20 protein-coding genes are annotated in these 25,336 nt (G+C 64.2%); 15 read left to right on the top strand and 5 right to left on the bottom strand.

What is annotated here, in order from left to right; all coding sequences use genetic code 11:
• Window positions 1-82: 82 nt before the first annotated feature.
• The 4 genes from dnaJ to HY019_RS14640 all read left to right on the top strand — a co-directional run bounded on the left by dnaJ (window position 83) and on the right by HY019_RS14640 (window position 5,414).
• On the top strand, window positions 83-1,231 hold the full coding sequence (gene dnaJ / locus HY019_RS14655; RefSeq protein ID WP_290693407.1) for a molecular chaperone DnaJ: 1,149 nt from the start codon (window positions 83-85) through the stop codon (window positions 1,229-1,231).
• Window positions 1,232-1,404: 173 nt separating this feature from the next.
• Window positions 1,405-3,048, top strand: a complete 1,644-nt coding sequence (locus tag HY019_RS14650; protein ID WP_290693404.1) for a tetratricopeptide repeat-containing response regulator — start codon at window positions 1,405-1,407, stop codon at window positions 3,046-3,048.
• Between the two features lie 7 nt (window positions 3,049-3,055).
• A complete protein-coding gene (locus HY019_RS14645; protein WP_290693402.1) occupies window positions 3,056-3,676 on the top strand; it encodes a HAMP domain-containing sensor histidine kinase in 621 nt (206 codons plus the stop codon).
• A 70-nt stretch (window positions 3,677-3,746) separates the two neighbouring features.
• Window positions 3,747-5,414 (top strand): response regulator, encoded by a 1,668-nt coding sequence (locus HY019_RS14640; RefSeq protein ID WP_290693400.1) that lies wholly within the window; start codon window positions 3,747-3,749, stop codon window positions 5,412-5,414.
• A 15-nt stretch (window positions 5,415-5,429) separates the two neighbouring features.
• On the opposite strand, the gene HY019_RS14635 is transcribed toward HY019_RS14640, so the two are convergent.
• Window positions 5,430-7,691 carry an arginine/lysine/ornithine decarboxylase gene (locus tag HY019_RS14635; RefSeq protein ID WP_290693397.1) on the bottom strand — a complete coding sequence of 754 codons (2,262 nt, stop codon included), beginning with the start codon at window positions 7,689-7,691 and terminating at the stop codon, window positions 5,430-5,432.
• 187 nt (window positions 7,692-7,878) lie between these two features.
• Here HY019_RS14635 and HY019_RS14630 point away from each other — a divergent pair, with 187 nt between their 5' ends.
• A complete protein-coding gene (locus HY019_RS14630; RefSeq protein WP_290693394.1) occupies window positions 7,879-8,310 on the top strand; it encodes an NfeD family protein in 432 nt (143 codons plus the stop codon).
• Between the two features lie 25 nt (window positions 8,311-8,335).
• The gene (locus HY019_RS14625) at window positions 8,336-8,734 is read left to right on the top strand and encodes a DUF2237 domain-containing protein (RefSeq protein ID WP_290693392.1); all 399 of its coding nucleotides are present in this window, start codon (window positions 8,336-8,338) and stop codon (window positions 8,732-8,734) included.
• A 24-nt stretch (window positions 8,735-8,758) separates the two neighbouring features.
• Here the strand turns inward: HY019_RS14625 and def are convergent, their stop codons facing one another.
• From def to smc, 4 genes are read right to left on the bottom strand one after another with little or no spacing between them, the layout of a single operon-like run.
• Entirely contained in the window at window positions 8,759-9,295 is a 537-nt protein-coding gene (gene def, locus HY019_RS14620; protein ID WP_290693390.1) for a peptide deformylase, read from the bottom strand.
• A gap of 14 nt (window positions 9,296-9,309) precedes the next feature.
• Entirely contained in the window at window positions 9,310-11,451 is a 2,142-nt protein-coding gene (gene ligA / locus HY019_RS14615; RefSeq protein ID WP_290693388.1) for an NAD-dependent DNA ligase LigA, read from the bottom strand.
• A 13-nt stretch (window positions 11,452-11,464) separates the two neighbouring features.
• Window positions 11,465-12,541, bottom strand: a complete 1,077-nt coding sequence (locus tag HY019_RS14610) for a cell division protein FtsZ (protein ID WP_290693385.1) — start codon at window positions 12,539-12,541, stop codon at window positions 11,465-11,467.
• A gap of 13 nt (window positions 12,542-12,554) precedes the next feature.
• Window positions 12,555-16,070, bottom strand: a complete 3,516-nt coding sequence (smc, locus tag HY019_RS14605; protein WP_290693382.1) for a chromosome segregation protein SMC — start codon at window positions 16,068-16,070, stop codon at window positions 12,555-12,557.
• A gap of 242 nt (window positions 16,071-16,312) precedes the next feature.
• On the opposite strand from smc, the gene queF reads away from it, so the two are divergent.
• The 9 genes from queF to prmB all read left to right on the top strand — a co-directional run bounded on the left by queF (window position 16,313) and on the right by prmB (window position 25,332).
• Window positions 16,313-16,765 carry a preQ(1) synthase gene (queF, locus tag HY019_RS14600; protein ID WP_290694217.1) on the top strand — a complete coding sequence of 151 codons (453 nt, stop codon included), beginning with the start codon at window positions 16,313-16,315 and terminating at the stop codon, window positions 16,763-16,765.
• Between the two features lie 23 nt (window positions 16,766-16,788).
• Window positions 16,789-17,442: an energy-coupling factor ABC transporter permease gene (locus tag HY019_RS14595; RefSeq protein WP_290693379.1), complete on the top strand. Its 654-nt coding sequence runs from the start codon at window positions 16,789-16,791 to the stop codon at window positions 17,440-17,442.
• Window positions 17,443-17,563: 121 nt separating this feature from the next.
• Window positions 17,564-18,730 (top strand): GGDEF domain-containing protein, encoded by a 1,167-nt coding sequence (locus HY019_RS14590; RefSeq protein ID WP_290693376.1) that lies wholly within the window; start codon window positions 17,564-17,566, stop codon window positions 18,728-18,730.
• Window positions 18,727-19,890 (top strand): GGDEF domain-containing protein, encoded by a 1,164-nt coding sequence (locus HY019_RS14585; RefSeq protein WP_290693373.1) that lies wholly within the window; start codon window positions 18,727-18,729, stop codon window positions 19,888-19,890. Before HY019_RS14590 ends, HY019_RS14585 begins: the two co-directional genes overlap by 4 nt.
• A gap of 56 nt (window positions 19,891-19,946) precedes the next feature.
• Window positions 19,947-21,188: a succinyldiaminopimelate transaminase gene (gene dapC / locus HY019_RS14580; RefSeq protein ID WP_290693370.1), complete on the top strand. Its 1,242-nt coding sequence runs from the start codon at window positions 19,947-19,949 to the stop codon at window positions 21,186-21,188.
• A 15-nt stretch (window positions 21,189-21,203) separates the two neighbouring features.
• Window positions 21,204-22,028 carry a 2,3,4,5-tetrahydropyridine-2,6-dicarboxylate N-succinyltransferase gene (dapD, locus tag HY019_RS14575; protein ID WP_290693367.1) on the top strand — a complete coding sequence of 275 codons (825 nt, stop codon included), beginning with the start codon at window positions 21,204-21,206 and terminating at the stop codon, window positions 22,026-22,028.
• A 53-nt stretch (window positions 22,029-22,081) separates the two neighbouring features.
• Window positions 22,082-23,269, top strand: a complete 1,188-nt coding sequence (locus tag HY019_RS14570) for a PilT/PilU family type 4a pilus ATPase (protein ID WP_290693364.1) — start codon at window positions 22,082-22,084, stop codon at window positions 23,267-23,269.
• Window positions 23,270-23,278: 9 nt separating this feature from the next.
• On the top strand, window positions 23,279-24,433 hold the full coding sequence (gene dapE, locus HY019_RS14565) for a succinyl-diaminopimelate desuccinylase (protein ID WP_290693362.1): 1,155 nt from the start codon (window positions 23,279-23,281) through the stop codon (window positions 24,431-24,433).
• Between the two features lie 23 nt (window positions 24,434-24,456).
• Complete coding sequence (gene prmB, locus HY019_RS14560; RefSeq protein WP_290694215.1) at window positions 24,457-25,332, top strand: 50S ribosomal protein L3 N(5)-glutamine methyltransferase; 876 nt, start codon at window positions 24,457-24,459, stop codon at window positions 25,330-25,332.
• The last annotated feature ends 4 nt before the right edge of the window (window positions 25,333-25,336 follow it).

The following is a 25,336-nucleotide window of genomic DNA, read 5'->3' as shown; positions in this document are numbered from 1 at the left end:
TCACCCGTAAGCCGACAGGGCACAGGTCGTGTGAGCCGCGCGCTCACGCCCTGTGCCTTTGTCGGATCTGGACATCAAGATCATGGCAAAACGCGATTTTTACGAAGTCCTCGGGCTCACCAAGGGTGCGTCCGACGAAGACATCAAGAAGGCCTACCGCAAGCTGGCCATGAAGTTCCACCCTGACCGCAATCAGGGGGACAAGGCCAAGGAAGCCGAAGAGAAGTTCAAGGAGGTCAAAGAGGCCTACGAGATGCTCTCGGACCCCAAGAAGAAGGCGGCCTACGACCAGTACGGCCACGCCGGCGTCGACCCGAACATGGGCGGCGGCCGTGGTGGCCCTGAAGGCTTTGGCGGTTTCGCCGATGCCTTCGGTGACATCTTTGGCGACATCTTCGGCCAGGGCGGCGGTGGCCGCCGTGGTGGTGGCGGTGGTGGCCCTCAGGTCTACCGCGGCAGCGACCTCTCCTACGCGATGGAAATCACGCTGGAAGAAGCCGCCGCCGGCAAGGACACCCAGATCCGCATCCCCGCCTGGGACGAATGCGGCATCTGCCACGGTTCTGGCGCCAAACCCGGCACCAGCGCCAAGACCTGCCCGACCTGCAATGGCTCGGGCACCGTCCACATGCGCCAGGGCTTCTTCAGCGTGCAGCAATCCTGCCCGCACTGCCAGGGCACCGGCAAGGTCATCCCCGATCCCTGCACGGCCTGCAATGGCCAGGGCCGGGTCAAGAAGACCAAGACGCTGGAGGTCAAGATCCCGGCAGGCATCAACGAGGGCATGCGCATCCGCTCGGCTGGCAACGGCGAGCCGGGCACCAATGGCGGCCCTCCTGGCGACCTGTACATCGAGATCCGCATCAAGCAGCACGACATCTTCGAGCGTGACGGCGACGACCTGCACTGCTCGGTGCCGGTCCCGCTGACCTCGGCCGCGCTGGGTGGCAACATTGAGGTGCCCACCCTGGGCGGCAAGGCGGAAATCGAGATTCCCGAAGGCACGCAGCACGGCAAGACCTTCCGCCTGCGTGGCAAGGGCATCAAGGGCATCCGCTCCAGCTACCCGGGCGACCTGTACTGCCACATCTCGGTGGAGACGCCGGTCAAGCTCACCGAGCACCAGCGCAAGCTGCTCAAGGAGCTGGATGAATCCTTCCGCAAAGGGGGCGAGAAACACTCGCCCAACTCCAAAAGCTGGACGGACCGCGTGAAGAACATCTTCAAATAAGCCCGCTCCAGCCGCACCGGTATGGGCAGCATTCAAAGGCACCTTCGGGTGCCTTTTCCATTTCCGGCCATGGGTTTTCGGTCATCTGCCTCAAGTTTGTGCAAAGTCGTGCCGAAATGCGAAATGTGCTGGTCCACAAAGGATCAGGGTTGACGCATGCCGAGTAGAACGCCATGGCCATTCAGACCACCGACTTTTCCAATATCCAGGCCCTGATCGTGGACGACATGCCGGTTCAGCAGTCCACGCTGCGTGGCCACCTGACCATGCTGGGCATCTCCAAGGTGGACATTGCCAGCAACGCCGAGGACGCAACCAGGCTCATCAAGCAGCGCCGCTACAACCTGATCCTGTGCGACTTCAACCTCAACCAGAAGACCGACGGCCAGCAACTGCTTGAATTCCTGCGCGACAACAGCTTGCTGCCAGCCGACTGCCTGTTCTTCATGATCACGGCCGAGAGCAGCTACGCCTCCGTGGCCTCCGCAACAGAGCATCACCCCGACGCCTACCTGCTCAAGCCCACCACCGCATCGGACATTGGCAACCGCCTTCAGGTCCAGCTTGAAAAGCGCGCGGCACTGCTACCGATCTCGCAAAAGCAAAGCAAGGACGATCTACCTGGTGTCCTGCTTGAATGCGACAAGTTGCTGGCCCAGCAAAACCGCTGGTTCATGCAGGCCCTGCAGATCAAAGGCCAGACCTTGCTCAAGCTGGGCAAGAACGACGAGGCCAAGAACATCTACCTGTCGGCGCTGGAAAAGCGCCCTGAGCTGGTGTGGGCTCAACTCGGCCTGGCCCGCGCCCATAAAGCTGCCGGCCAGTTCGAGGAGGCCAAGAAACTCGCGCAACAGATCATCCAGTCTCGCGAGGGCGAAAAGAACGTGGCCGCCTATGACGTGGTGGCCGAAGCCCTGGAGGCGCAAGGCGACCCGCAGGCCGCCATGTGGGTCCTGCGTGATGCGGCCAGCATCGTCCCATCGGCGCGCAGGCAGCGCGTCGCGGGCGAGAGCGCCTACCGCAACGGTGACCTGGACACCGCCAAAACCATGCTCCAGAAAGCCACCAAGGCCACCCGAGGCTCGGTCGTGGCCCAGGTGCAGGACACGCTCATGCTGGCCCAGGCCATGGTGGACCTTGGCGAATCGGCCGATGCCATCAAGGTGCTGAAAGACGCCGCACCGGCCAACCAGACCAACCCGGCTTTCGGCAACGTGGCTTTGGCCATCCAGGCCCAGGCCGAGTCCAAAGCCGGCCGGCCCGATGAAGCCCAGAAACTGCTGGAAAAAGCCCGCGCAACCATGCAGAAAGGCCGAGCAGACTTCGCCTCCGTCGCCCTGGCCAAGGCCGAGCTGATGAGCGGCAATGTGGAGGCTGGGCTTGCCTTGCTGAGCAGCACCGTCAGCGCCGACCACGAAAACCCACGCATCAAGCAGATGGTGGCCAACACCTTGCGCGAGACCGGCCACGAAGACAAAGTCGGCGACATCGTGGAAGGCGGCTCTGCCCTGCTGGAGAGCAAGGTCCAGGATGCGCGCAAGCTGTTCAGAGACAGCAAGATTGACGATGCGGTGCGTGCCATCGAGAATGCCGTGCAGGCCTACCCTGAAAACACCGGTGTCTTGCTGCAGGCAGCCCAGCTCAACTGCATGGCCCTGCGCCTCAAGAAGGAGCACAACGACGAGATGATCGACCGTGTGCAGCTCTACCTCACCCGCCTGGAAAAGCTGATGCCAGCCAACGACCGGGTGGTCATGATGCGCCGCTACTTCCGCGAAACCATGGGTGCGCTGCAAACCCAGCCCGCCCAGATCTGAAGCCACCATGGAAGCCGCCTCCTTTGCCCTGATCGCCCACGACCTCAAGAACGCCTTGGGGTCGCTGGAGGGTGAGCTGGAGGCGCTGATCGATGACCCCTCCCCCGCCATGGCACACAGCGCCTACATGCGCTGCACCGAGTTGCGCCGCCAGTTCGTGCAGTTCCTGACGGTCTATGGTGCAGCGGACGGCATGCACACGCACTGCGAGGACGAGTCCCCCAAGGACTTGCTGGAGCAGCTGTATCGCGCAGGGCAGATCCGCAGACTGAGTCTGCCCAAGGCGCCGCGCGTGGCCATGCAGGTGGCCGAGAACGCCCCGCCTTACTGGTACTTTGACCAACGCCTGGTACACATGGCGCTGGACGCGGCGCTGCACAATGCCAGCCGCTTCGCGCGCGAGGAAGTCACCCTCAGCTTGCGCCAGGAGGACGGCTTCCTCGTCTTCACCATTGACGATGACGGCCCAGGCCTGGGCGCCACCGACCCTTCGTCCGCGTCAACAGGATTGGGCACGGATCTGTGCAAGGCCGTGGCCCAGGCGCACCGCTCTGGCGACCGCCAGGGGCGCATCGCGTTGCGCAACCGCCCTGAGGGTGGCGCGCGCTTTGAACTCTGGCTACCCTGACATTTATGATGTCATGGTCTCACTTTTTCGCGGATACCCCCGACGATAAAGTGGGAAAGTCGGGCACATCATGAGCCTCCCTGCCTTCGTCTCGCAAATCAAGCAGCCCGCTGGTATGCCGGTGGGCGACCTGAGCACGTGCCGCGCCTTGATCATCGACACGAACCAGACCTCGCGCAGCATCCTGCGCGCGATGCTGGCCGATCTGGGGCTACATACCATCACCCAGGCTGCCAAGATCAGCGATGCCAGGCGGGCACTGGAGACACAGGCCTACGACGTCGTGCTGTGCGACTACCACTTCGACGACAGCAAGATGACCGGCTCCGACCTGCTGGACGACCTGCGCCGGGCCCAGCTCCTGCCCTACTCCACCGTGTTCGTGATGATCACGGGCGAGGCCTCTTACGTGAAGGTGGCAGAAGCGGCCGAGTCCGCACTGGACAGCTACCTGCTCAAGCCGCACAACTCCAACACGCTGGCCCAGCGCCTGCACATGGCACGTCACCGCAAGGTGGTGCTGGGCAGCATCTTCGAGGCCATCGAGCGGGAAGAGTTCGGCATTGCCGCAGAGCTGTGTCTGCAGCGCTTTGCCCATCGCGACGAGTACTGGGTCTACGCCGCGCGCATCGGGGGCGAGCTGCTGCTGCGCCTGGGTCGGCACGAAGAAGCCCGCAAGCTGTTTCAGGCAATCGACCAGACCAAGGCCTTGCCCTGGGCTCGGCTGGGCATTGCCCGCGCCCAGCTCGACGGCGGCCACGCCCAGCCTGCCCGCCGCACGCTGGAGAGCCTGCTGTCAGAGAACCCCACCTTTGCCGATGCCTATGACGTGATGGGCCGCGCCCAGTTGCAGGCAGGCTCGTTTGACGATGCCTATGAGACCTACCAGCACGCGGCCGAGATCACCCCCTCGTCGATCAGCCGCTTGCAGAAGGTCGGCATGCTCGCCTACTACCTGGGCCGCAACGACGAGGCGGCCCGCAGCCTGGAGCGCGCCACCAGCCTGGGCGTGTCATCCAAGATGTTCGACTTCCAGAGCCTGGTCATGCTGGCTCAGATCCGTTTCGAGCAGAAGGATTACAAAGGCGTGCAGCGCTGCCTGGTCAACTTGCAGCACGCCTATGAAAAGCAGGCCAACAGCGGGCGCCTGCGCCGCATGACCAGCCTGGTCACCGTGCTGGCCTTGATGCTGCAGCGCCAGGTGGCCGAGGTGGTGCGCCTGGTCAAGGAGATGGTGGCCGACTTCGAGATGCCCGACTTCGATTTCGAGGCCGCGGGCAACATGCTGGGCCTGCTCACCCGCTTGCGCAACAACGAGCTGGAGCTGCCGGATGCCGAGCTCTGGGTTCAACGGCTCGCATCACGCTTTTGCATCTCCAAGCCCTCGACGGACCTGCTGGCCATGTCCGTGGCCCGCTACAAGCCGTACGACGACATCGTGCACGTGGCCTACAAGGCCATCGTGGACCATGCGGAAAGAGCCATGGAGCAAGCCAGAAACAACGCACCCGGTGATGGCGTCAAGACCCTGCTGGTGCATGGCACCAAGACGCTGAACGCCAAGCTGCTGGACCTGGCCGACATGATGCTCACACGCTACCGCGACCAGACCAAGGACGCACCCATCCTGACTGAAATGGTGCAGGACATGCGCAGCAAGTTCTGCCGTGGCAGTGCCCAGGTCCAACTGGGCGCGAACACCGGCCGCCAGGCTGGTGCGCTCAACCTGCGAAGTTGAGCGGCACGGGCCCGATCAGTCTGCGGCCACGCAATCCACGTAGTAGCGCACGCCGCCACCTGGCAGCTCTTCGGCCACCAGGCCATGAACGTCCGTGGCGAAGCCCGGGAAGGCTGCGTTGAAGTCACGCGCGAACTTCAGGAAGTCCACGATCTTCTTGTTGAAGCGCTCACCAGGGATCAGCAGCGGGATGCCAGGCGGGTAAGGCGTCAGCAAGGCCGTGGTGATGCGGCCTTCCAGCTTCTCGATGTCCACACGCTCGGTCTGGCGGCGGGCGATGCATGCGTAGGCATCCGAAGGCTTCATCGCAGGCTCCAGGCCCGACAGGTAGACCTCGGTCGTCAGTCGGGCGATGTCACCCTTGGCATAGGCCTCATGCACGCTCTGGCACAGGTCCTTGAGGCCCATGCGCTCGTAGCGCGGGTACTTCTTGCAGAACTCGGGCACCACGCGCCACAGCGGCTGGTTGCGGTCGTAGTCATCCTTGAACTGCTGCAGCGCCGTCAACATCGTGTTCCAGCGGCCCTTGGTGATGCCGATGGTGAACATGATGAAGAAGGAGTACAGGCCCGTCTTCTCGACCACCACGCCGTGCTCGGCCAGGTACTTGGTGACGATGGACGCAGGGATACCGGTCTTGGCAAACTTGCCCGACACATCCAGGCCCGGCGTGATGATGGTGGACTTGATCGGGTCCAGCATGTTGAAGCCTTCAGCCAGGTTACCGAAGCCGTGCCACTTCTCATTGGCCTTGAGCACCCAGTCCTCGGGTTTGCCGATGTCGTCGGCGGCGATCTTGTCCGGGCCCCAGACCTTGAACCACCAGTCCTTGCCGTACTCCTTGTCGACCTTGCGCATGGCGCGGCGGAAGTCCAGCGCCTCCTTGATGCTCTCTTCGACCAGGGCGGTACCGCCAGGCTCTTCCATCATGGCCGCCGCCACATCGCACGACGCGATGATCGCGTACTGTGGCGAGGTGGAGGTGTGCATCAGGTAGGCCTCGTTGAAGAGGTTGCGGTCCAGCTTGACGTTCTGCGAATCCTGCACCAGCACATGCGAGGCCTGCGAGATGCCGGCCAACAGCTTGTGGATGGATTGGGTGGAGTACACCACCGCCTCCTTGGGGCGCGCACGGCCCTTGCCCATGGCGTGGTACATGCCATAGAACTTGTGGAAGGCGGCGTGCGGCAGCCAGGCTTCATCGAAGTGCAGGTTGTCGATCCAGCCGTCCAGCGTGGCCTTGATGGCCTCGGTGTTGTAGAGCACGCCGTCATAGGTGCTCTGCGTGAGCGTCATGATGCGCGGCTTGGCCTTCTTGGGGTCCACGCCCTTGAGCAAAGGGTTGGCAGCGATCTTCTTGCGGATGGTGGCCGGCTCGAACTCGCTCTTGGGGATCGGACCGATGATGCCGTAGTGGTTGCGCGTGGGCGTCATGAACACGGGGATGGCCCCGGTCATGATGATGCTGTGCAGGATGGACTTGTGGCAGTTGCGGTCCACCACGACGATGTCGCCGGGTGCCACAGTGTGGTGCCACACCATCTTGTTGGACGTGGATGTGCCGTTGGTGACAAAGAAGCAGTGGTCGGCATTGAAGATGCGCGCGGCGTTCTTCTCGGACTCGTAGACCGGGCCGGTGTGGTCCAGCAACTGGCCGAGTTCTTCCACGGCGTTGCACACGTCGGCGCGCAGCATGTTCTCGCCATAGAACTGGTGGAACATCTGCCCCACGGGGCTCTTGAGGAACGCGACACCGCCAGAGTGCCCCGGGCAGTGCCAGGAGTAGGAGCCATCCTGCGCATAGTCCATCAGCGCCTTGAAGAAAGGCGGGGCCAGGCCATCGAGGTAGCTCTTGGCTTCGCGGATGATGTGACGCGCCACGAACTCGGGCGTGTCCTCGAACATGTGGATGAAGCCATGCAGTTCGCGCAGGATGTCGTTGGGGATGTGCTCGGAGGTGCGCGTCTCGCCGTACAGGTAAATCGGGATGTCGGCGTTCTTGAAGCGGATCTGCTCGATGAACTTGCGCAGGTTCAGCACGGCCGGATCCAGCTCGGGCCCGGGGGTGAACTCCTCGTCGTCGATCGACAGGATGAAGGCGGAGGCACGGCTTTGCTGCTGGGCGAACTGGGCCAGGTCCCCGTAACTGGTCACGCCAAGGACTTCAAAACCCTCTTTTTCGATGGCCTCGGCCAGCGCCCGGATGCCAAGTCCGGAGGTGTTTTCGGAGCGGAAATCTTCATCAATGATGACGATGGGAAAACGGAAACGCAGCATGGCCAGAAACCCTTGAGGTGCGAGGCGGACTCGGAAATGGCGGAAATCAAAAAAGTCCGCGAAGTTTAGGGGTTTCGGAGGCCCGTTTGTTTGATCTGGCGAACAAGTTTTCGGGGGAAACCCGGCAGGGATGTTCAAGGGGCAGTTTCAGGACTTAAACTCACCTCCCGAAAGGAGTGAACGCGGAATGAGCGAGTCGACTCTTTGGTGGATCGTTGCAGGGTTCTTTGTCAGCTTGGAAATGCTGACGAGTTCGCTTTACCTTCTGATTCTGGCTTTTGGCGCCGCCGCCGCGGCCTTGTGCGCCTGGGCACACCTGCCTCAGGATGTGCAATTGCTGGTTGCAGCGGCCATTGGTGGTGGCGGTGTGATGGCCTGGCACCGGCACCTGCTCAAGCGGGGGCCCATTGACACCGAGGGCTACACCACGACGGGGCTGGGCCACCTGGATGTCGGTGAGGAAGTCAGCGTGGTCGGCTGGGCGCCTGATGGCACAGCCGAAGTGCTTTACCGGGGCAGCGCCTGGCTGGCGCGTCATCATGGCCCCCATGTACCGCAGACGGGCGTGCACCGCATTCGCGCCATCGAGAGTTGCTATCTCGTGCTTGAGCCCATCTGAGCCCATCAAAGACCCTGGCCGTACCATGAGCATCGAACTGACCTCCGGACGCAATGTACTGGGGGGGCCTTTACGGGCCTGCTCGTTCGCCCCGCTGACCGGTTTCTTCCGTGACGGCTGCTGCCGCACCCGGGGTGAGGACGAAGGCCTGCACGTGATCTGCGCCCGTGTTACCCAGGAGTTTTTGAGCTACGCGCTGAGCCAGGGCAACGACCTTGTCACCCCCCGCCCCGAATGGCGCTTCCCTGGGCTGAAGCCTGGCGACCGCTGGTGTGTCTGTGCGACGCGATGGCTGCAGGCCTGGAACGCTGGCGTCGCGCCGCCCGTGGTGCTGGACTGCACGCACGAAAAGGCGCTGGAAGTGGTGCCGCTGGAGGTGCTGCAGGCTTGCGCCTACCAGCCCGTCAGGCCCAACAATGCATGATATCGACGATAGCGCCACCGGGCATCAGTCGTCGGCCTGGGCGTCCAGTTCAGGAAACAACACGGACGTGTAGCCGAACAGCCTGAAGTCGCGCACGCGCATGGGGTAGAGCTTGCCGATCAGGTGATCGCATTCGTGTTGCACCACACGGGCATGAAAGCCCTCCGCCTCCCGGTCGATGCGCTGGCCGTACTGATCGAAGCCCGTGTAGCGGATGCGCGCAAAACGCGGCACCACACCGCGCAAACCCGGCACGGAGAGGCAGCCCTCCCAGCCGTTTTCTTCCTCGTCGGACAAGGGTGTGATGACCGGGTTGATCAGCACCGTCTCGGGCACGGGCGGCGCGTCCGGGTAGCGCTGGCTGCGGCCAAAACCAAAAACCACCACGGCCAGGTCCACACCGATCTGCGGTGCGGCCAGGCCTGCCCCTTGCGCGGCAGCCATCGTGTCCTTGAGGTCGGCAATCAGGTCGTGCAAATCGGAGGTGTCGAAGGCCTCAACCTGGCTGGCCACCTTGAGCAGCCTGGGGTCGCCCATCTTCAGGATCTCGCAAATGGCCATGGCTCCTCCGCCCTTCAGCTTGTTGTACCGTGATCTGCCTGAGGTGCATCACCTGCCATCTGCGCCAGCAAAGCCAACAGGCCAGCCTCATCCAGCACGGGCACGCCCAGGCTTTGGGCTTTTTCCAGCTTGCTGCCGGCTTCTTCACCCGCGATGACGTAGTGCGTCTTCTTGGACACGGACCCCGCCACCTTGCCGCCCGCCGCCTCGATCATGGCCTTGGCCTCATCGCGAGACAAGGTAGGCAAGGTGCCCGTCAACACCAGCGTCTTGCCGGACAGCGGCAAGGACGCCGCATCGGCCTCGGCCGAGGGCTCGTGCTCGGGCCAGGTGACACCGGCTGCGCGCAACTGCTCCACCACCTCGCGGTTGTGAGGCTGGTCAAAAAAAGTGCGGATGCTCTTGGCCACCACCGGGCCCACATCGCGCACGGCCAGCAGTTGCTCGACGCTGGCGTCCATGACGCGGTCGATGCCACCGAAGTGGCGTGCCAGGTCCTTGGCAGTGGCCTCACCCACGTGCCGGATGCCCAGGCCAAACAGGAAGCGCGGCAAGGTCGTGGTCTTGCTCTTCTCCAGCGCATTGACGATGTTTTGCGCGCTCTTGTCGGCCATGCGGTCCAGCGCGGCCAGCTTGAGCAAGCCCAGCTTGTAGAGTTCAGGCAAGGTGCGCACCAGGCCACTGTCCACGAGTTGGTCAACCAGCTTGTCGCCCAGGCCTTCGATCTCCACGGCACGGCGCTGTGCGAAGTGCAGCAGCGCCTGCTTGCGTTGCGCGGCGCAGAACAGGCCGCCGGTGCAACGGTGGTCCACCTCGCCGGGCTCGCGCACCACGGTGCTGCCACAGACCGGGCAGTTGCCGGGCATGCGGAAGTTGGGCACGTAACTGGCGCGGGCCTCGCCCACCACACCGACCACTTCGGGGATCACATCACCGGCGCGGCGCACGATGACCGTGTCCCCTACCCTGACGCGCTTGCGGCGCAACTCGAACAGGTTGTGCAAGGTCGCGTTGGTGACGGTGACCCCGCCCACGAACACGGGCTTGAGGCGGGCCACGGGTGTGAGCTTGCCGGTGCGGCCAACCTGGATGTCGATGCCCTCGACCTGGGTGAGCTGCTCTTGAGCGGGGTACTTGTGCGCCACGGCCCAACGGGGCTCGCGGGTCACGAAGCCCAGGCGCTCCTGCAGCTCGCGGCTGTTGACCTTGTAGACCACGCCGTCGATGTCAAAGGGCAGCTGGTCGCGGCGCTGGCCAATGGCTTGATGGAAGGCCACCAGGCCATGCGGCCCGGATGCACCTTGTGCCACGGTGCGCTCGGCGCAGACGGGCATGCCCATCTCGGCCAAGGCATCCAGCAGGCCGCTGTGCGTGGGTGGCACATCCCAGCCTTTGACCTCGCCCAGGCCATAGGCAAAGAAGCTCAAAGGGCGCTTGGCGGCAATGGCCGGATCAAGCTGGCGCACGGCACCGGCCGCGGCGTTGCGCGGGTTCACGAAGGTCTTGTCACCTTGCTGGCGCTGACGCTCGTTGAGCGCTTCGAAATCGTCGCGGCGCATGTAGACCTCGCCACGCACTTCCAGCACCTCGGGTGCAGCGCCGTTGACCACGCCTTTGAGCTTGAGAGGGATCTGGCCAATGGTGCGGATGTTCTGCGTGACGTCTTCGCCTTGCTCGCCATCACCGCGCGTGGCGGCTTGCACCAGCACACCGTGTTCATAGCGCAGGTTGATGGCCAGGCCATCAAACTTCAGCTCGGCGGCGTATTCCACCGGTGGAGCTTCTTCGGTCAGGCCCAGTTCGCGCCGCACGCGGGCATCAAAGGCCTCTGCGCCGCTGGCTTGCGTGTCCGTCTCGGTCCGGATCGACAGCATGGGCACCGCGTGCCTGACGGGCGTGAAGCCATCGAGCACCTTGCCCAGCACACGCTGGGTGGGCGAGTCCGGGGTACGCAGTTCGGGATGCGCTTCTTCCAGTGCCTGCAAGGCCTGGAACAGGCGGTCGTACTCGGCATCCGGGATCTGCGGATCATCCAGCACGTAATAGCGGTGCGCATGGACATGCAGCTGCTCGCGCAGGCTGGCCGCCTGTTGCGCGGGCGACAGCTCGGCTGGTGTGCCGCTGGGCGGCGCACCAAACAGATCAGACTGGCTCATGCCGGGCTCCGCTTCAGCTGAACAGGCGGCGCGTGGATGGTGCGCCAGCAGCCAGATCACGTGCGGCCAAGGCTTCGTAGAGCTTGCCCAGCTCGCCCTCGATCGAGGCGAAGGCCGCCGTGGTGAACGGGTGGCCCTGATCATCCGCCATGGTGGCGTCCATGGCCATGGCCAGCGCCTCGCCGGCGGCACACCAGGCCTTGAAGGGTTGCTGTTCTACGGCCGTTTGGGGCACGTCGAAAGACAGCACCAGCTCGCGCAAGGTGGCCTGCTCCTGGTCTTCGGCAAACGCGGCTTGGGCGTCAAAGACCAAGGTCAGGATGGGCGGAGCGCCTTCCTCGGGCGAAGGCAGCACCAGGCGGCCAGGCAAGGCACCAGGCAGGAAGCCATGGCGCGAGGCCTGCTGGGTCACATAGCCCAAGGACCAGGCGCTGCCACGTGCATGCAGGCGCAGGGCCAGTTGCGCATCATGGGCACCCGCGAAGGCATCCAGTTCCTTGGCACGGGCCACGACGTCCAGCATGTCAGGGGCCTCCAGCGACGCACCCAGGGCATCGGCCATCGTCTGGATCTTCTGCACGAACTCGGAATACTCGATTTCGTTGAGGCCACCGGTGCGGTTGGCCAGCAGCACGCCGGCCTGCAACTCGCTGTAGGTCACACCGGCTTGAGGCTGCTCCCACTCACCGCAATCGGTGCGCAGGGCTTCGATCAGCATGGGCTTGCTGCCGGCGCGGCGCGTGGTGGGCACATGCAACAAAATGTGGTCGCCACTCATGGGGGCGTCGATGCTGATCGTGACGATGGCGTCGACCAGGGCATCCAGCCTGGGGCCCGTGCGCCTCACAGGTGGCATGCTGGGCTTGCTTGCCGCGCCAGGCACCTCGTCCATGGGCTGGGTGGGGATGTCGTCCATCGCGCTGCGGGACGAGGCATCACCAGGGCGGGCGCTGCCATCCATCGGCTCCAGCGTCGCACGCTTGGGTTGCCGGGCGGCGGCCTTGCGGGCCGTCCAGGCACCGTGTGCCACCACGGCGGCCAGCACGCCACCCCCCAGGATGGCCAGGTACAGGGTCAATGAATTGTTCATGTTGATTTGATCCTCAAGCAGCGTGGGCCATGCCCAACGCGGCTTCCATGTCCACCGCCACGATGCGGGACACGCCTTGTTCCTGCATGGTCACACCGATCAGTTGCTCGGCCATCTCCATGGCAATCTTGTTGTGGGAGATGAACAGGAACTGGGTGCCGCTGGACATGCTCTTGACCAGTCGGGCGTAGCGCTCGGTGTTGGCGTCGTCCAGCGGTGCATCCACTTCGTCGAGCAGGCAGAACGGGGCGGGGTTGAGTTGGAAGATGGCGAACACCAGCGCGATCGCAGTCAGGGCTTTTTCACCGCCGGACAGCAAATGGATCGTGCTGTTCTTCTTGCCGGGTGGATGGGCCATGACCTGCACGCCAGCGTCCAGGATTTCGTCGCCCGTCATGACCAGCTTGGCCGCGCCCCCACCAAACAGGCTGGGGAACATGCGGCCAAAGTGCTCGTTGACGGTGTTGAAGGTGGCACCCAGCAGATCGCGTGTTTCCAGGTCGATCTTGTGGATGGCGTCTTCCAGGGTGTTGATGGCGTCCATCAGATCGGCCATTTGAGAGTCCAGGAAGGTCTTGCGCTCGCGGGCAGCGGTGAGTTCGTCCAGGGCGGCCAGGTTGACGGCGCCCAAGGCATTGATCTCGCGCTGGATGCGGTCGATCTCGGTTTGCAGGCCGTAGAGCTTGACGCCATCGCGTTCGATGCCGGCGGCCAGGGCCTCCAGGTCGACCTCGGCAGCGGTCAGTTGCTCCATGAACTGGGCACCACCCAGCGTGGCGGCCTGTTGCTCCAGTTGCAGCTTGGTGATCTCGTCACGCAGGGGCTGCAGGCTGCGCTCGAAGGCCATGCGTTGCTCGTCCGCACGGCGCAACTGGGCCGACAGGTCCTCGTAACGGTTGCGTGTCTGCAGCAGCAAGCCTTCCTTTTCCAGCTTGACGGCCAGGGCGTCGTCCAGGCCGGTCTGCGAGGTGGTGTCGCTCAGGCGGGCGTGCTCTTCCTGCAATTGCGCGGCAGACGCCTCGTTGGCCTGGATCTGCTGGGCGGCGGTTTCGATGCCGCGCTGCAACTCGCCCCGGCGTGCGGCCATGGTGCGTGCGCTGAACTGGGCCTCCTGGGCCTGGCGCTCCAGGGCGCGTGATTGCTCGCGAGCCTGGTTGAGCTTGCGCTCGGCCTCGATCACGCCTTCTTCGAGCAGGGCGTGCTTTTCCTGGGCTTCACCCAGGCTGATGTCCAGCTCTTCAAAGCGAGCCTCACCGGTGGCGCGGCGCTCTTGCAAGTCACCCAGTTGGGCGTCGATCTCGGCCAGTTCTTCTTCGATCTGGCCGCGCCGGGCATTGGTCTGCTCGGCTTGTTGCGTGAGGCGAAGCACCTCGACCTGCAACTGGTGTGTGCGCTGCTGGATCTCGCTGGTGTCCCGGCGGGAGGTGGCCAGGCGCTGGGCACCATCGGTGTAAGCGGCTTCGGCGCGAATCATGGCCGCGCGTGCATCCTCGGCAATCAGTGACTGCGCGCGCAACTGCTTTTCGAGGTTCTCGATTTCCTGGGCGCGCGCCAGCATGCCGGCTTGCTCGGAATCAGGTGCATAAAAGCTCACGGCGAACTGGCTGACCGCGTGGCCGCCCTTGGTCATGATGACCTCGCCATGGGTGAGCTTGCCACGGTTGGCCAGCGCCTCTTCCAGATTGGCCGCCGTGTAGACGCCCTCCAGCCAGTCGTTCATCAAGGCCTTGAGGCCCTGGTCATTCAGGCGCAGCAGATCCGACAGGCGGGGCAGCGTGTGGTGCGTGTTCTGGATGCCGGCCTGCGGCAGGCTGTAGAAGGCCAGCTTGGCAGGTGGCGCGTCGTTCTCGAAGGCGCGCACCGTCTCGACACGGCCGACTTCCAGGGCAGACAGGCGCTCGCGCAGGGCCGACTCCAGCGCGTTTTCCCAACCCGTCTCGATGTGCACCCGCGTCCACAGGCCCTGCAGGCTGTCCAGGCCATGCTTGGCCAGCCAGGGCTTGAGCTTGCCTTCGGTTTGCACCTTTTCCTGCAAGGCACGCAGGGCCTCCAGCTTGGCGGCCAGTTCGGACTGCTTGGCAGATTGGGCGCTGCTGTCGTTGTGCGCGGCTTTGCGGGCCTCATCCAGCTCGGGCACGGTCTCGGTCAACTCGCCAAGCTGGGCCTCGAACACCGCCAGCTCTTCCTGGCCCGAAGCCAGTTGGCGACGCAGGTCGATCAGGCGGGCATCGTCGCTGGCAGCCAGGCCCTGGCGCTCGGTGGCCAGGCGCTCGCGGCGCAGGTTCAACTGGCGGGACTGGTCATCGATGTTGCGTGACTCGGCGGCCAGCAACTGGATCTGCTGCTGCACCTGCCCGGCCACGCCACGCTGCTCGTTGGCGCGGGTGGTGGCAGCGCGAACGGCGTCCTCGAAGGTCGGGATGTTGCCCGCCAGCTCCTCGGCCTGAGCGGCCAGGATCTCGGCCTGCTCTTCGGTGGCCATCATTTTCTCGGCCAGCTCTTCCAGCTCGAACTCGGCTGCCGCCTTGCGCTCGGCCCACTGGTCGTTCTGGCCTTTCAGCTCGGCCAGGCGCTGCTCGACACGCTGGCGGCCTTCCACCACATAGCGGATGCGCTCTTCCAGGCGGCTGACCTCCAGATTGGCTTCGGCCAGCACGCCTTGCGCGGTGTGCAATTCATCGCTGACGGCGTAGTGGTCCTGGCGCACATGCTCCAGCTCGGCCTCCACCGCGCGCAACTCGGCCATGCGCCCTTCCAGCGCATTGGTGGCCTCCAGCACGGCCTGCTTGATGCGCGTTTCTTCCGTCGCGGCATCGCGGTGCTTGAGGAACCACAACTGGTGCAGCTTCAGGGTGCCCTGCTCTTGCAGGCCGTGATAGCGCGTGGCCACCTCGGCCTGCTTTTCGAGCTTGTCTAGGTTGTTGTTGAGCTCGCGCAGGATGTCTTCGACACGCGTGAGGTTTTCGCGAGTGTCCTTGAGGCGGTTCTCGGTCTCGCGGCGGCGCTCCTTGTACTTGGAGACGCCAGCGGCTTCTTCCAGGAACAGGCGCAGCTCTTCAGGCTTGGATTCGATGATCCGGCTGATGGTGCCCTGGCCGATGATCGCGTAGGCACGCGGGCCCAGGCCGGTGCACAGGAACACGTCCTGCACGTCGCGGCGGCGCACTGGCTGGTTGTTGATGAAGTAGCTGGAGTTGCCGTCGCGGGTCAGCACGCGCTTGACGGCGATCTCGGCAAACTGGTTCCATTGGCCGCCCGCACGGGCGTCTTCATTGCTGAACACCAGTTCCACGCTGGAGCGACTGGCCGGCTTGCGGTTGCCCGAGCCGTTGAAGATCACGTCCTGCATGGACTCGCCACGCAATTCGGAGGCCTTGGACTCGCCCAGCACCCAGCGCACCGCGTCCATGATGTTGGATTTGCCGCAACCATTGGGCCCCACCACGCCCACCAGCTGCCCAGGCAGCTGGAAATGGGTCGGTTCGGCGAATGACTTGAAGCCAGACAGCTTGATCGAATTCAGTCGCATGCTTGATGTCGGCCCGGGACTCGCGCCCCCAAAAATCCGCTAAGTCATTGATTTGTTTGACAAAACCCGCACCAAAACAGGCCAGGATCAACCAAAGATGATAACATTGCACTTTTGCCGATTTCCCCCTTACCGATAAGTAGTCCGCCATGGCCAAGAAAGCCCCTGCTGCCTCCGCTGCCGACACCCTGGTCAGCGCCAACGTCAGCGCAAAAAACAAGACTGCAGCCAAGGCTGGCGCCCTGGCCATCGGCGAACGCGCCAAGCCCGCGACACCCCCTTCGGCCCCCTCGCGCACGCTGGACGTCTTCCCCAACCCAGCGCCCCAGCGCGACTATGTCATCCAGTTCCAGGTGCCCGAGTTCACCTGCTTCTGCCCCCTGACCGGCCAACCCGACTTCGCGCACTTCACCATCGACTGCATCGCCGACAAGCTGTGCATCGAGCTCAAGAGCCTGAAGATGTACATGTGGAGCTACCGCAATGACGGCGCCTTCCACGAAAAGGTCACCAACGACATCCTCACGGACATCGTCAAAGCCATCAACCCACGTTATGTACGCATCACGGCCAAGTGGTATGTGCGCGGCGGCATCTACACGAACGTCGTGGTCGAGCACCGCAAAAAGGGCTGGAAGCCCGCCCCGAAGGTAGACCTGCCTCAGCACAACGCCGAAACGGGCCTGCTGGGCTGATCGCCTGCGAGCGGAACAGGCCCATGGCTAACCTGCCGGCATGGCTGGACTGGGCCGTGCTGTTGACGGCCCTTGGCCTGGCCCTGCTCTTCAAGCCCTGGCTGCCATTGCGGCATGCGCCGCTGCAAAACCCCTGGATCGGCGCCATGGTGCTGCTGCCCTGGGTCTGGTGGACCGAGCACCTCCTGCCCAACGGCCTGGCCTTGCATGTCAGCGGCGCCTGCCTGCTGGTCCTGATGTTCGGCTGGCCACTGGCCATGTGGAGCCTCCTGCCGATCGGGCTGGCAGCCAAGCTCATTCAAACCCGTGCCTGGCCGGATCCGGACGCCCTGGTCACCCACATTGTCTGGCTGGGCGTGATCCCCGCCACCCTGGCCTTGTTGCTGGGCCTGGCCGTGCGCCGCTGGCTCCCCAAACACCTGTTTGTCTACATCCTTGGCCGGGGCTTCATGGCCACGGCGCTGGCCGTCACGGCCACGGGCTACCTGGCCACCTTCGCCCAGCACAAGCCCGACACCATCGACTTCGAAGAATGGATGCTCGCGCACTGGCTGCTGGGCTGGGGCGAGGCCATCAGCACGGGCATGCTCACCGCCATCTTCGTGGCTTTCAAGCCTGAATGGATGCTGACCTATTCAGACCAGCGCTACCTGCCCCCATCGGCTGGGCGCCCTTGAAGATTTTGGATAGCGGGAAATCCCCACGCACTTTCTGGCGCCCGCCCCCTGACACTGAGCCGACCCAAGGGTCAAGCTTTTCCACACAATGCCGATAGACCGTCAAACCTGTCGAGCTTTGATGAACAAACCTCTCTGGCTGCAAGTGTTGTCGAACCTTTTGCTGGGCGTTGAACCGCACCGGCGTCGCCACGTCCTGCTCGTCGTATTGACCCTGCAGCCCTACATCGTGAACCTCGGGGTGATCATGCACTCGGTTCACCTGGGCCTGCTGGACATGCGCACGGCGCAGGAGCTGACGGCAGCCAGCGTGATCACCTTCCTGGTCGTGTTTGCGCTGGTGCGCTCCGGCTGGTCACAGCGCTTTGGCGACCCGGTCCTGACCTTCCCGCACGCGCTGGTGTCCATCGCCTTGTGCATCGCGGCCTACGTTCAGCTCGGCGAAAACCGCGGCAATGTGATGATCCTCATCGCCCAGACCATCGTGCTGGCCATGTTCCGGTTGCGGCCCATGCAGGTGCTGATGCTGGGCGTGTTCACGATCGTGTCGCTGGGGATCAGCATCGTCGCCATGACGATGACCAACACCTTGGGCGGCAATGGCTCGTCAGCCTGGACGCATTTCGTGGTCGGCGGCTCCACCTTGCTGACGCTGTCGCTGATCGGCAAATGGGTGAGCGACATCCGCGTGCGCATCGGCCGCCAGGCCCGTGAGCTGCAAGAGGCCGTGGACACCGTCAAGCAGATGGCCACCACCGACATGCTCACCGGCGCCCTGAACCGCCGCATGATGACCGACCTGGCCGAGACCGAGCTGCGCTTGATCGAGCGCACCGGGGCACCGCTGTGCGTGGCACTGATCGATATCGACCATTTCAAGCACGTCAACGACCACTTTGGCCACCATGCTGGCGACGCCGTCCTGCGGGGTGTGGCACAGCACACCCAGGGCCAGATCAGGCAGGTCGACAAGTTCTCGCGCTGGGGCGGCGAAGAGTTCCTGATCATGCTGCCCACCATCGCATCGGCCGAAGCCATGATCGCCATCGAGCGGCTGCGCCAATCGGTCGAGACGCTGAACTTCCCCGGCTACCCGCAGCTTCGGATCACCTTCTCGGCCGGCCTGGCGCAAGCCCTGCCAGGCGAAACGCTGGAACACCTCATCGAGCGGGCCGACCAGGCGCTGTATGACGCCAAGCACCAGGGCCGCAACCGCTGCCTGCTCGCTGGCGCCGAACTCAAGCCCCTGGCTGCACCCCAGGCCGTATCGGGGGAGGTCCTGTCATGACACAGTTCTCGCCGCCTGCACCGGCCCACGACCCGATCGTCGAAGCCGTTGGCCGGATGGTCAACCTGGTCTTTGGCCCTGACCGCGCCACCCGCGCACGCACTGCGGCCATCCTGCTGTGCGCCATCATGTACGCCATCTGCTGCAGCGCCGCGTACTACGCCGCCGAAATCAACCTCATGCGGCCGTTTGCCCCCAAGCTGCTGTGGGCCACGAGCATGCCCGCCTACGTGCTGTTCTATTCCCTGGTGCGCTTTGGCAAGACCAAGCACCTCAAGGACCCGACGCTGATGCTGCCGCAGAACGTGTTCGCGCTGCTGGCCATCGCGTTTGCCTACACGGCCATTGCCCCGCACGACCGGGGCGTGGTGCTGGTGCTGATCGCGCTGGTCATGGTGTTCGGCATGTACACGCACACCCCCAAGCAGTCCGTCCAGATCGGGGTACTGGCCATGTTGCTGCTGGGACTGAGCATGGGCATCCTGGCCCACATCGACCCTGCTTACTACCCGCCAGACCTGGAGTTGTTGCGCTTCGAGTTGCTGCTGGGGACCGTACCCACCCTGATCTTCTCGGCCTACCAGATCTCTTCATGGCGCAACCGCCTGGCCGCTCAGCGCCGGGACCTGCGTGTCGCGCTGGAGCAAGTCCAGCAAATGGCCACGCATGATGTGCTCACGGGCCTGTACAACCGCCGCTTCATGCAGGACAAACTGGAAGACGCCGTCAAGCGCTTTGACCGCTATGGCGAGCGTTTCACGGTGGTGCTGGTGGACCTGGACCACTTCAAGCGCGTCAACGACCAGTACGGCCACAAGGTGGGTGACCAGGCCCTGATGGCCTTTGCCAACGCCGCCGGCATCGTGCTGCGTGAAACCGACATCATCGCCCGTTGGGGTGGCGAAGAGTTCATCTTCCTGCTGCCCAACACCAACGCGGAAAAAGCCCTGATCGCGCTGGAGCGGCTGCGCCAGACCCTGGCCAACTGCACCGTGACCGACACCGTGCCCAATCTGCGCGTGAAGTTCTCGGCCGGCCTGGCAGTACATGAAACCGTGACAGGCCTGAACCACACGCTGGAGCGCGCAGACAAGGCCCTGTACCAGGCCAAAAGCGAAGGCCGTGACCGCAACGTGACCGCGCCCCCGGATAAGCCCTGACGCGTGACTTGCCCCTGCCGCCATGGCGCCCCGCACAGGACTGGGATAATCGCGGGATGAACCCATTGCTGAAGAAACTCCAGCCCTATCCGTTCGAGCGCCTGCGCGGCCTCACGGCTGGTGTCACACCCAACCCCGCCTACCGCCCCATCAGCCTGGGGATTGGTGAGCCCAAGCACCCTACCCCGGCCTTCATCAAAGAGGCCTTGACCGCCGCCCTGGATGGCCTGGCCAGCTACCCGGCCACGGCCGGCGAACCTGCCCTGCGTGAAGCTTGTGCCGCCTGGGTTGAGCGCCGCTACGGCCTCAAGCTGGATGTCGCCACCCAGATCCTGCCCGTCAACGGCTCGCGCGAGGCCTTGTTCGCCCTGGCCCAGACTGTGATCGACCCCAGCCAGCACCTGGGCGCCGGCGGCCCCACCGTGGTCTGCCCCAATCCCTTCTATCAGATCTACGAAGGCGCGGCCCTGCTGGCTGGTGCCCGCGTCGTGTTTGCCAACTCCGACCCGTCGCGCAACTTCGCAGCCGACTGGTCCAGCATCCCTGAATCGGTCTGGGCCACGACGCAGCTGTTGTATGTGTGCTCGCCTGGCAACCCCACCGGCGCCGTGATGCCGCTGGCCGAATGGCAGCGCCTGTTTGAATTGAGCGACCGCTTCGGCTTCGTGATCGCGTCGGACGAGTGCTACTCCGAGATCTACTTCCGTGAGGGCGCGGATGCAGCCCCCCTGGGTGGCCTGGAAGCGGCCGCCAAGCTGGGCCGCCACGACTTCAAGAACCTGATCGCGCTGACCAGCCTGTCCAAACGCTCCAACGTGCCCGGCCTGCGCTCTGGCTTCGTCATGGGTGATGCGGCCATCCTGAAGGCCTTCCTGCTCTACCGCACCTACCATGGCAGCGCCATGAGCCCGGCCGTACAGCGCGCCAGCGTGGCCGCCTGGAACGACGAAACCCATGTGGTGGAAAACCGCGCGCTCTACCGCCAGAAGTTCGAGCGTGTCACGCCCATCCTGGCCTCGGTCATGGACGTGGCCCTGCCGGACGCCAGCTTCTACCTGTGGGCCAAAGTGCCCAGCCACATCTGCAACGGCAGTGACGAAACATTCACCCGCGAGCTGCTGGCTCAATACAATGTGGCCGTTTTGCCCGGCAGCTATCTGGCCCGCGAGGCCAATGGCATGAACCCGGGCCAAGGCCGAATCCGCATGGCGCTGGTCGCCGGTGTCGACGAATGCGTCGAAGCTGCCGAACGCATCAAAGCCTTCATCCAGGCCTTCATCCCATCCCAATCCGTCTGAATCTGAGAGAACAACATGACCCAAGCTCTGCAAACCGTCATCGACAACGCCTGGGAACAGCGCACCTCGCTGTCCGCTGCCAGCGCCCCCGCTGAAATCCGCGACGCCGTCAACCACATCATTGACGCGCTGGACGGCGGCAAGCTGCGCGTGGCCGAGAAGATCGATGGTGAATGGCTGACCCACCAGTGGATCAAGAAGGCCGTGCTGCTGAGCTTCCGCCTTAACGACAACGTGCCCATGGGCGACGGCCCCCTGCAGTTCTACGACAAGGTCCCAACGAAGTACGCGGGCTGGAGCGAAGAACAGCTGCGCGCCTCTGGCGTGCGCGTGGTGCCGCCCGCCGTGGCCCGCCGTGGCAGCTTCCAGGCCAAGAACGTGATCCTGATGCCCTCCTACGTGAACATCGGCGCCTACGTTGACGAAGGCACCATGGTCGACACCTGGGCCACCGTTGGTTCGTGCGCCCAGATCGGCAAGAACGTCCACCTGTCGGGCGGCGTGGGCATCGGCGGCGTGCTGGAACCCCTGCAGGCCAACCCCACCATCATCGAAGACAACTGCTTCATCGGCGCCCGCTCCGAAGTGGTCGAAGGCGTGATCGTGGAAGAGAACTCGGTGATCTCGATGGGCGTGTACATCGGCCAATCGACCAAGATCTATGACCGCGCCACCGGCGAAGTCAGCTACGGCCGCATCCCCGCCGGCTCCGTGGTCGTGTCGGGCAACCTGCCCTCGGCCGATGGCAAGTACTCGCTGTACTGCGCCGTGATCGTCAAGCGCGTGGACGCCCAGACGCGCTCCAAGACCAGCATCAACGACCTGCTGCGCGGCGCCTGAGCGCGCGCCAACCTGATCCCCTGACAGCATCCGATTCAACCAGGAGCACATCGATGAGTGGTGGCAATCTCGAAAGGGTCTTGCGTCTGATGGCAGAGAAGAAGGCGTCCGACGTCTTCCTGTCCGCCCGCACGCCCATCCTCATCAAGCTCCATGGCCAGATCATGCAGTTGACAGATCAGGTGCTGAGCCCGTCCCAGCCTCGCCAGTTGCTGTCGGAGATGATCTCTTCGACGCAGATGGAAGAGCTGGACGAGACCGGCGAATTGAACCTGGGCATCACCATCCCCGGTGTGGCCATCTTCCGCTTGAGCGCCTTCAAGCAACGGGGTTCGGTGGCAGCGGTGTTTCGCTACATCCCCTCCGACATCCCCGCGCTGGACTCGCTCAACGTGCCCGATGTGCTGGGCAACCTGATCCTGGAAAAGCGTGGACTGATCCTGCTGGCTGGTGCCACCGGCGCCGGTAAAAGCACCACGCTGGCCGCCATGCTGGAGCACCGCAACCAGCGCATGACGGGCCACATCCTGACCATTGAAGACCCGCTGGAATTCCTGTTCACCAACAAGAAGTCCATCGTGAACCAGCGTGAGGTCGGGCGCGACACGCAATCACTGCAGGTCGGCCTGAAGAACGCCCTGCGCCAAGCGCCTGACTGCATCCTGATCGGCGAAATCCGCGACCGCGAAACCATGACGGCCGCGATCTCGTACGCGTTGTCAGGCCACCTGGTGCTGTCCACCCTGCACGCCAACAACAGCTACCACGCCCTGGGCCGTATCCTGTCCTTCTACACGCCAGAAGCCCGCCCCGCGTTGCTGAGTGACCTGGCCTCGGGCCTCAAGGCCATCGTGTCGCAGCGTCTGCTCAAATCCACCACAGGCGGGCGCGTGCCGGCCGTGGAAGTGCTGCTCAACACGCAACTGGTGTCCGAGATGATCGTCAAGGGCGACTTCACCGGCGTGAAAGAAGCGCTGGAGAAGTCCATGGCAGAAGGCTCGCAGAGCTACGAGCAGGACATTGCCCGCCTGATCAACGAAGGCATGGTCACCCGCGACGAAGGCCTGATCCATGCCGACTCGCCCACCAACCTCATGTGGCGCCTGCAAAACGACATGGGCAACAAGACCAAGCTCGCGCCCAAGGCCGAAGAGCAGGACGACGGCCCATCGTTCACCGAGATCACGCTGGACGTCAACAACAACGACGATGGCCAGAGCTTCTCGTCCACCCGTTTCTGATACCACCTCATGACCGCTACCGTGCGCCTCACCGAGGCGCTGATTGCACGCCAATCCGTCACCCCTGAAGACCACGGTTGCCAGGACTTGATGGCCGAGCGTCTGCGCGCCATCGGCTTTGAATGCCAGACCCTGGTCTACGGGCCGCAGGCCGCCCCGGTCACCAACCTGTGGGCCATCAAGCGCGGCAGTGGCCATGCCGCAGGCGCCCCCACCCTGGTGTTTGCCGGCCACACCGACGTGGTCCCCACCGGCCCGCTGGACCAATGGACCAGCCCGCCCTTCGTGCCCAGCTACCGCGATGGCCTGCTGTATGGCCGCGGCGCCGCCGACATGAAGACCTCGTTGGCAGCCATGGTCGTGGCCAGTGAAGAGTTCGTGGCTGAGCACCCGCAGCATCAAGGCAGCATCGCCTTCCTGATCACCAGCGACGAAGAAGGCCCCTCGGTGGACGGCACCGTCAAGGTCTGCGAATGGCTGCAAGAACGCGGCGAGCGCCTGGACGCCTGCATCGTGGGCGAACCCACCTCGGTCAAGCAGGTGGGTGACATGATCAAGAACGGCCGCCGCGGCTCGCTCTCGGGCAAGTTGCGCATCAAGGGGGTGCAAGGCCACATCGCCTACCCGCATCTGGCCAAAAACCCCATCCACCTGGCGGCGCCGGCCCTGGCCGAGCTCACCACCATCGTCTGGGATCAGGGCAACGACCACTTCCCGCCCACCAGCTGGCAGATGTCCAACATCCATGCGGGCACCGGCGCCAACAACGTCATCCCTGGCGAGCTGGTCATCGACTTCAACTTCCGCTTCTCGACCGAGTCCACGCCAGAAGACCTGCAGGCCCGCGTGCAAGCCTTGCTCCAGCGCCATGGCCTGGACTTCCACATCGACTGGACGCTCGGCGGCCGCCCCTTCCTGACGCGCCGCGGCCCGCTGGTAGACGCCATGGCCCATGCCATCAAGAGCGTGACCGGCATCGACACCGAACTGTCCACCACCGGCGGCACATCCGACGGGCGCTTCATCGCCCAGATCTGCCCGCAGGTCGTCGAGTTCGGCCCGGTCAACGCCAGCATCCACAAGATCGACGAACACGTGGCCCTGGCCGACATCGAGCCCCTCAAGGACATCTACAAGCAGACCCTGGAAAGGTTGCTGGCGTGACGGGCACCACGACGAGCACCGCGATGACCGTCATCCAGTTGATCGAGCACAGCGCAGACCGACTGGAGCAAGCCCATGTGGGCTATGGCCATGGCACCACCAACGCCTTCGATGAAGCGGCCTGGCTGGTGATGTGGCGCCTGGGCCTGCCCATTGACGACCTGGACGCTGCGGCCGATCAAGCCGTGTCGCCCCAGCAAGCCGAGCAGGTCAGGCAACTCATCGAAGAGCGCATCACCACCCGCAAGCCGGCCGCCTACCTGACCAGGCAAGCCTGGCTGCAAGGCGTGCCCTTCTATGTGGACGAACGCGCCATCGTGCCGCGCTCCTTCATTGCCGAGCTGCTGGCCGAAGGCACCATCGACGACTGGTTGAGCGACAAGACCCAGCGCGTGCTGGACCTGTGCACCGGCAACGGCAGCCTGGCCGTGCTGGCCGCCATGGCCTACCCCGAAGTCACGGTTGATGGCGCCGACATCAGCCCCGACGCCCTGGCCGTGGCCCGCATCAATGTGGACCAGCATGAGCTGGCCGATCGCATCACGCTGCTGCAAAGCAATGGCCTGCAATCGGTCCAGGGCCCTTATGACCTGATCCTGTGCAACCCGCCCTACGTCAATGCGCAGTCCATGAAAGCCCTGCCGGCCGAATACCGGGCCGAGCCAGAGCTGGCCCTGGCGTCCGGCGAAGACGGCATGGACTTCACGCGCCAGCTGATCGCCGACCTGCGCGCCCAGCCTGACCGCTACATGACACCCGATGCCGTGCTCGTGCTGGAAATCGGCAACGAACGCGAACACTTCGAACGCGCCTTCCCTGAGCTGCCTGTGTTCTGGTTGCCCACCTCATCGGGTGACGACCAGGTGCTGCTCATCACCCGAGAAGCGCTGCTGGCCTGAGGCC

Origin of the sequence: Aquabacterium sp., assembly GCF_016195855.1 — a bacterium.
Classification (GTDB): Bacteria; Pseudomonadota; Gammaproteobacteria; order Burkholderiales; family Burkholderiaceae_C; genus Aquabacterium.
This window is presented reverse-complemented; position numbering and strand designations above follow the sequence as displayed.

Bases quoted from the DNA above. Each gene is read 5' to 3' on its own strand.
- HY019_RS14625 (WP_290693392.1), top strand. From the start codon at position 8,336: ATGAGCATCGAACTGACCTCCGGACGCAATGTACTGGGGGGGCCTTTA.
- ligA (WP_290693388.1), bottom strand. From the start codon at position 11,451: ATGAGCCAGTCTGATCTGTTTGGTGCGCCGCCCAGCGGCACACCAGCC.
- prmB (WP_290694215.1), top strand. From the start codon at position 24,457: ATGACCGTCATCCAGTTGATCGAGCACAGCGCAGACCGACTGGAGCAA.
- dnaJ (WP_290693407.1), top strand. From the start codon at position 83: ATGGCAAAACGCGATTTTTACGAAGTCCTCGGGCTCACCAAGGGTGCG.
- HY019_RS14650 (WP_290693404.1), top strand. From the start codon at position 1,405: ATGGCCATTCAGACCACCGACTTTTCCAATATCCAGGCCCTGATCGTG.
- HY019_RS14610 (WP_290693385.1), bottom strand. From the start codon at position 12,541: ATGAACAATTCATTGACCCTGTACCTGGCCATCCTGGGGGGTGGCGTG.
- HY019_RS14635 (WP_290693397.1), bottom strand. From the start codon at position 7,691: ATGCTGCGTTTCCGTTTTCCCATCGTCATCATTGATGAAGATTTCCGC.
- dapD (WP_290693367.1), top strand. From the start codon at position 21,204: ATGACCCAAGCTCTGCAAACCGTCATCGACAACGCCTGGGAACAGCGC.
- def (WP_290693390.1), bottom strand. From the start codon at position 9,295: ATGGCCATTTGCGAGATCCTGAAGATGGGCGACCCCAGGCTGCTCAAG.
- HY019_RS14595 (WP_290693379.1), top strand. From the start codon at position 16,789: ATGGCTAACCTGCCGGCATGGCTGGACTGGGCCGTGCTGTTGACGGCC.
- HY019_RS14570 (WP_290693364.1), top strand. From the start codon at position 22,082: ATGAGTGGTGGCAATCTCGAAAGGGTCTTGCGTCTGATGGCAGAGAAG.
- HY019_RS14645 (WP_290693402.1), top strand. From the start codon at position 3,056: ATGGAAGCCGCCTCCTTTGCCCTGATCGCCCACGACCTCAAGAACGCC.
- dapC (WP_290693370.1), top strand. From the start codon at position 19,947: ATGAACCCATTGCTGAAGAAACTCCAGCCCTATCCGTTCGAGCGCCTG.
- smc (WP_290693382.1), bottom strand. From the start codon at position 16,070: ATGCGACTGAATTCGATCAAGCTGTCTGGCTTCAAGTCATTCGCCGAA.
- HY019_RS14640 (WP_290693400.1), top strand. From the start codon at position 3,747: ATGAGCCTCCCTGCCTTCGTCTCGCAAATCAAGCAGCCCGCTGGTATG.
- HY019_RS14590 (WP_290693376.1), top strand. From the start codon at position 17,564: ATGAACAAACCTCTCTGGCTGCAAGTGTTGTCGAACCTTTTGCTGGGC.
- HY019_RS14585 (WP_290693373.1), top strand. From the start codon at position 18,727: ATGACACAGTTCTCGCCGCCTGCACCGGCCCACGACCCGATCGTCGAA.
- HY019_RS14630 (WP_290693394.1), top strand. From the start codon at position 7,879: ATGAGCGAGTCGACTCTTTGGTGGATCGTTGCAGGGTTCTTTGTCAGC.
- dapE (WP_290693362.1), top strand. From the start codon at position 23,279: ATGACCGCTACCGTGCGCCTCACCGAGGCGCTGATTGCACGCCAATCC.